Consider the following 5,908-nt stretch of genomic DNA (forward strand, 5'->3'; position numbering starts at 1 on the left):
CCGGTCCGGCCCGCGCGGCCGCCCGCCACGCCGTAGGGCGCGACGAGCGTGTTCTCCATCCGCGTCGCGAGCTCCGCCCGCTCGCACAGGACGCGCACGTCGCGCACGACGCCCGCCCCCCCGCGGTGGAACCCCGGCCCGCCCGAATCGGGCCGCACCGCGTAGCGCTCGATGCTCAGCGGGAAGTCGCGCTCGACGTACTCGACGGGATAGTTCTCCTGTGCGATGTAGTAGATGACGTCCACGCCGTCGGCGAACGGGCGGGCGCCGAGGCCTACCCCGAGGCCCTCGATGCAGAGGATCGGACGCCCGCGTGCCGCGTCCCACGCGCGGAAGTAGTAGAGGACGTAGACGGGCGAGCCCGCGGGCACCCGGCCGCCGTTGGCCTGGGCGAGGGCGCCGAAGATGCACGACATGACACGGAAGCGCGTGTTGGCGCGCATGCCGAGCGGGGCGGGGAAGCGGGGCCGGAGGAGGCTTCCCTCGCGCACGACCCACTCGTCGAGGTTCGCGAGCAGGCCCTCGTTCACGTCCAGGCCGTCGTCGAGCGACTGGAGATAGCGGCCGAAGGCGATGCGCAGCAGTCCCGGATTGGTCATGTAGTTGATCGGCCCGCGCGCCTGGTCGTCGGAGCGCCTGCCGTCGAGCCGCACGTGCTCGCCCCGGCGGGAGAGCGTCAGCTCGACGCGGTAGGGCCGCGCGTCGGTCCCGCCGTCGCCGTCGAGGAAGTCGTGGAACGTCCACTCGCCCTCGGGCACGAGGCCGAGGAAGAGCGGCCGCGCGCGGCCCGCGGTCTCGGCGATGCACGCGTCGAAGGCCGCGAGGACGGTCGCGGCGCCGTACCGCGTGAAGAGCTCGCCGAGGCGCGTCTCGGCGAGGTGGCAGGAGGCCATCATGGCCCGCGTGTCGCCTTCCACCAGATCGGGCAGGCGCGAGTTGCGCAGGAAGATCCGGTACGCCTCCTCGTTGAGCCGGCCCTCCCGGACGATCCGCACGGGCGGGACGAGCACACCCTCGTGGTAGATCTCTGTCGCGTGCGGCGAGATGCTGCCCGCGCGCAGCCCGCCGATGTCCTGGTAGTGGCCGAACGTCGCCGCGAACGCGACGAGCCGCCCCTCGTGGAACACGGGGACGACGAAGACCATGTCCTGGTGGTGCTGGACGGCGCCGTCCGTGAGGTAGGGGTCGTTGAACCAGTAGACGTCGCCGGGGCGCATGGTCTCGAGCGGGTACGCTCTGAGGATCGCCGCGAGCATGCCGGGGCCGCTCGCCGAGATGTGGCAGGCGACGATACGCCCGGCCGCGTCGTAGATCCCGACGAAGTAGTCCTTCTTCTCCTTGATGAAGGGCGACATCGCGCAACGCTCCATCAGGAGCTCCATCTCGCGGACGGTCGAGGTGAGGCCGCCGCGGATGATCTCGTGGGTGACGGGGTCGATCATTGTAGCGGGGGCCGCGAGCCCGGGGGCACTCGGGACGTGCCCTGACCGAGATGCGTGGCGGCTGTGTTCCGCATGGCGGGATTCATTCCATGGACGCCCGCGAGGCCGGTGGCACTCGGGGCGTGGCTTGGCGCTCCAGGACGAGGTCGAGCGCTCCGTCCACGCGCGCGCGGAAGCCCGGCGCCACGAGCGTCGTCGCGTCCTCCTGATCCACGATCGCGGGGCCGGCGAACGTCATGCCGGGCCGGAGGCGGTCGCGCGCGTAGCAGGGCGTCTCAGTGGACCCGGCTCCGCGGAAGTGGACCGGGCGGCGCCCGACGAGCGCCTGAGCGACGTCGGGGCCGCTGGCGGCGACGGACGGCGCGGCGCGCTGGGGGAGACGGCCGATCGCGGTGACGCGGAGGTTGACGAGCTCGATCGGCGCCCCCGGCAGGTCGTACGTGTAGAGACGGCGGTGCTCGCCGTGGAACCTCGCGAGGAGCTCGCGCAGGTGCTGCGGCGTGAGCGGCCCTTCGGCGGCCGTGCAGGTCAGCTCGAAGCTCTGGTGCTCGTAGCGGAGGTCGGCGGCGCGCTCGAAGCGCTGCCGGTCGCGCGGCACCTGCTCGCCGTCCAGCCAGGCGCGCGCCCGCGTCTCGAGCCCGGCCCACGCGGCCTCGAGCGCTCCGACGTCGCCGCCATCCGCGGCGGCCCGGCGCTCGGCCGGCCCGACGGTCCGCACGAACGTCGCGCGGACGTCGGTATCGAGGAGCCCCCACGTCGAGAGCACGCCGGGCCGCGGCGGGACGACGACGGTCGGGATGTCGAGCAGCTCGGCGAGCCGGCAGGCGTGGAGCGGGCCGGCACCGCCGAAGGCGACCAGCGCGAAGCGGCGCGGATCGTGGCCCCGCCCGACCGAGACCGCCCGGATGGCGCGCGCCATCGCGTTGTCGACGATCTCGACGATCCCGGCCGCCGCCTCGTCCACGCCGAGCCCGAGCGGGCGGGCGATCTGCGTCTCGATGGCGGCGCGCGCCGCGCTCACGTCGAGCGGGAGCTCGCCGCCGAGGAGCGCCGCGGGGATGCGGCCGAGCGCGAGGTGGGCGTCGGTGACGGTCGGCTCGGTCCCGCCGCGGCCGTAGCACACCGGGCCCGGCTCGGCGCCGGCGCTCCTCGGGCCGACCGTGAGGCGTCCGGCGCGGCTCGCGACGGCGATGCTCCCGCCGCCGGCCCCGATCGTGTGGATGTCGAGCATCGGCAGCTTCAAGGGAAAGGGCCCCACCATGCCGTCCTTCGTGACCTCGGGACGGCCGCCGCGGACGAGGCAGATGTCGGCGCTCGTCCCGCCCACGTCGATCGAGATGATGTCGCCGAGCCCGGCGGCGCGCGCGACGCCGAGCGCGCCGACGACGCCCGCCGCGGGTCCCGAGAGGACCGTCTGGACGGGCTGGCGGATGCACGTGGCGGCGCTCGTCACGCCGCCGTCGGACTTCATGACGAGGACCGGCGCCGTGACGCCCTCGCCGTCGAGCGCCTCGCGCAGCACGCCCATGTAGCGGCTGACCGGCGGCATGACGGCGGCGTTGAGCGCGGTCGCCATGCTGCGCTCGAACTCCCGGAACTGCGGGAGCACCTCGGACGAGAGCGAGACGAGGACCTCGGGGTATTCCGCTTTCAGAATGGCGTGCATCCTCTGCTCGTGAGCCGGGTTCGCGTAGGCGTGGAGGAAGACGACCGCCACCGCCGGGACGCCGAGCTGCGCCAGGTGCCGCGCGACCGCCCGCGCCTCGGCCTCGTCGAGCGGCGCCCGCACCGCGCCCGTTGCGTCGAGCCGCTCGGTGACCTCGAACACGCGGTCGGGGGTGATCGGGCGCGCCGGCTTGCTCCAGCCGTACAGGTTGCCGTGGCGCGGGATGTCGTGGCGGCCGATCTCGAGCACGTACTTGAAGCCGGCGGTGGTGACGAGGGCGGTCGGCGGCGTCTTGCCCTCGAGGATCGCGTTGGTCGCCGTTGTCGTCCCGTGCAGCACGCGGATCACGTCCGCGGGCGCGCGGCCGGCGAGCGCCAGCACTTTGCGCACGGCCGTCAGGAAGCCGGCGGAGAGGTCCTCCGGGGTCGAGGGCGTCTTCGCGACCCAGTGGGCACCGGTCGCGGCGTCGGCGAACGTGACGTCGGTGAAGGTGCCGCCCACGTCCACCGCCAGCGTGCCGGTCCGGCTCATGCCGGGGGCATTGTATCGTGCCCGGCCGGCGGACGACGCCCCCGGGAATTCACGCCGGCATTCATATCGTAAGACGATATACTGGCGCGTGTCCCGGAACACGCCGCGGACCGCCGACTACCGGGCGCTGGCCGACTTCCGCCACCAGCTCCGCAGATTCCTCGTGCGGCGGGAACAGGCCGCGCGCGCCGCGGGCATCGAGGCCAGGCACTATCAGCTGCTGCTCGAGCTCAAGGCGTTCGATGGACGGGACGAGGCCACGGTCGGCGCGCTCGCCGAGCGGCTGCAGATCCGCCATCACAGCGCGGTCGGGCTCATCGACCGGCTCGCCGCCCGGGGCCTCGTGCGGCGGCGCCGCGCGGAGTCGGACCGGCGGCGCGTGCTGGTCGAGCTCACGCCGGCGGGGGAGGCGAAGCTGAGGAAGCTGGCGGCGTACTCGCTCTCGGAGCTCCGGCGCGAAGGGCCGGAGCTGGTGAAGATCCTGAAGCGCCTCACACAGGGAGGACCCGGCACATGAAGACGCAACGGCCGTACCTCGCGGTATTCCTCGCGCCCGCGCTGCTCCTGGCGCTGGCGCTCGCCGGCTGCGCCAAGCAGTCGTCCACGACCGTGTCGGCGCCGCCGCCGGGCGGGCCCGGGGGCGCGCCGCCGCGCGCCGCCAGCCAGCCGGGGCCGGCTCCCGCGCAGGCGCCGGGCGGGCCTCGCGGCGCGATGGCGCGGCCCGTGCTCACCGGGTACGAAGCGGTCCCGGACCTCGCGGACATCCACTTCGACTTCGACAAGTACGAGATCCGGCCCGACGACGCGAAGATCCTCGACGGCCACGCGGCCTGGCTCGCGTCGCATTCCGAGCAGCTCGTGCTCATCGAGGGACACTGCGACGAGCGCGGCACGAACGAGTACAATCTGGCCCTCGGCGAGCGCCGGGCCCGCGCGACGCTGAACTATCTCGTCTCGCGGGGAGTGAAGCAAACCCGCTTCACGTTCGTCAGCTACGGCGAGGAGCGGCCGCTCTGCACGGAACACAGCGAGGAGTGCTGGGCGAAGAACCGGCGGGCCCATTTCCTCGCGAAGCATACGGGCCATGGAGAGCCGGCGAAGACGGCGGCGCCGGCGCCGATCCGCGCGACCATGAAGGAGCTCCACGTGAACGGCGGCGTCCCGCGCGGATGGAAGTTCCTGATGCCGCCGGGCGACGCCGCCGAGGGACGGAAGGTGTTCGTCGCGCTGGAGTGCTTCGCCTGCCACGAGGTGAAGGGCGAGAGCTTTCCCGAGGCGAAGGCGTCGCGCGGCCCGGGCCCGGAGCTGACCGGGATGGGCTTGCACCATCCGGCCGAGTACTTCGCCGAGTCGATCGTGAACCCGAATCGCGTCATCGTCCAGGGCGCCGGGTACACCGGCGCCGACGGCCTGTCCAAGATGCCGAGCTACGCGGACACCATGACGCTCAAGCAGCTCATCGACCTGGTCGCGTATCTGCGCTCGCTGACGGGCGGTGGCAGCCGCATGACCGGAGACCACATGAAGTGACCGATGGGTGCCGCGGCTCGTCGCGCCCTGCTCCTGGCCGCCCTCGTCCTCGCGGCGGGCGGCTGCGCGGCGTCGGCGCCCCGCTACCGGGACGAGGCGAGGCTCAGGTCGCTCGTCCTGGGGCAGCCGAAGGTGGCGGTCGTCGAGACGTTCGGCGCCCGCGACGTGGACCCGGACGGCAAGGCCGTGAAGGTCGCGTCCCTCCACATGCGGGCGGCGCAGCGCACGGAGATGGGCGATCTGTTCGAGATCGGCGAGGTGTTCCTCGTCAACCGCACGTCGGGCCGCGTCTCGGGCTACTGGTTCCTCTTCAAGAACGGACGCCTCGCCATGTGGGGCCGCGCCGAGGACTGGAAGCTCGTGAAGGGCGGCGTGCCGCTCACGTTCGAACCCGCCCGGCCCCCCCAGGACCGAGGCGACTGACGCGCTCGCAATCCGAGGGAGGGCTCCCATGGCCGACGACTTCGAATACGTCTCCCGCGCCCGTCTCGAGTACCACGAGGGGTATCGCCGCGCGTATCTCGGTGAGGTTCCCGAGCCCGTCGTCTACGGCGTCCAGGGCGCCCTCCGGCAGTACTACGGTGTGAAGGAGGGGCCGCCGCTCGCCTCGACGCTCGACCACATCGTCGCCGCCGTCGCCGGCTGAATGTACGGCACGCTGCGAGGCGCCCTGGCAGGGCGCAAGATCGCGTTCGAGCGCGAGTCCTACAAGGCCGTCGTCGAGGGGCGCATCGTCGGC

Annotated in this window: 6 protein-coding genes; 4 read left to right on the forward strand and 2 right to left on the reverse strand. The window is 73.0% G+C overall.

The annotated features are described in order from the left end of the window. Together VKG64_19850 and VKG64_19855 are read right to left on the reverse strand one after the other, a co-directional pair. The coding region (locus VKG64_19850) for a hydantoinase B/oxoprolinase family protein (GenBank protein HKB27294.1) at positions 1-1,442 on the reverse strand (1,442 nt) is incomplete at its 3' end. A gap of 82 nt (positions 1,443-1,524) precedes the next feature. Then, positions 1,525-3,639, reverse strand: coding sequence for a hydantoinase/oxoprolinase family protein (locus VKG64_19855; GenBank protein HKB27295.1), 2,115 nt, complete (start codon positions 3,637-3,639; stop codon positions 1,525-1,527). Positions 3,640-3,727: 88 nt separating this feature from the next. Between VKG64_19855 and VKG64_19860 the strand changes: the two genes are divergently transcribed. The 4 genes from VKG64_19860 to VKG64_19875 are packed head-to-tail and all read left to right on the forward strand — an operon-like array spanning position 3,728 to position 5,815. Continuing rightward, complete coding sequence (locus tag VKG64_19860; GenBank protein HKB27296.1) at positions 3,728-4,156, forward strand: helix-turn-helix domain-containing protein; 429 nt, start codon at positions 3,728-3,730, stop codon at positions 4,154-4,156. Beyond that, positions 4,153-5,169 (forward strand): peptidoglycan-associated lipoprotein Pal, encoded by a 1,017-nt coding sequence (gene pal, locus VKG64_19865; protein HKB27297.1) that lies wholly within the window; start codon positions 4,153-4,155, stop codon positions 5,167-5,169. Before VKG64_19860 ends, pal begins: the two co-directional genes overlap by 4 nt. Before the next feature lie 3 nt (positions 5,170-5,172). Beyond that, a complete protein-coding gene (locus VKG64_19870) occupies positions 5,173-5,592 on the forward strand; it encodes a hypothetical protein (protein ID HKB27298.1) in 420 nt (139 codons plus the stop codon). Between the two features lie 28 nt (positions 5,593-5,620). Then, entirely contained in the window at positions 5,621-5,815 is a 195-nt protein-coding gene (locus VKG64_19875) for a hypothetical protein (protein ID HKB27299.1), read from the forward strand. Positions 5,816-5,908: the final 93 nt, after the last annotated feature.

The organism is Candidatus Methylomirabilota bacterium (assembly GCA_035260325.1).
In the GTDB taxonomy this organism is placed as follows: Bacteria; Methylomirabilota; Methylomirabilia; order Rokubacteriales; family CSP1-6; genus AR19.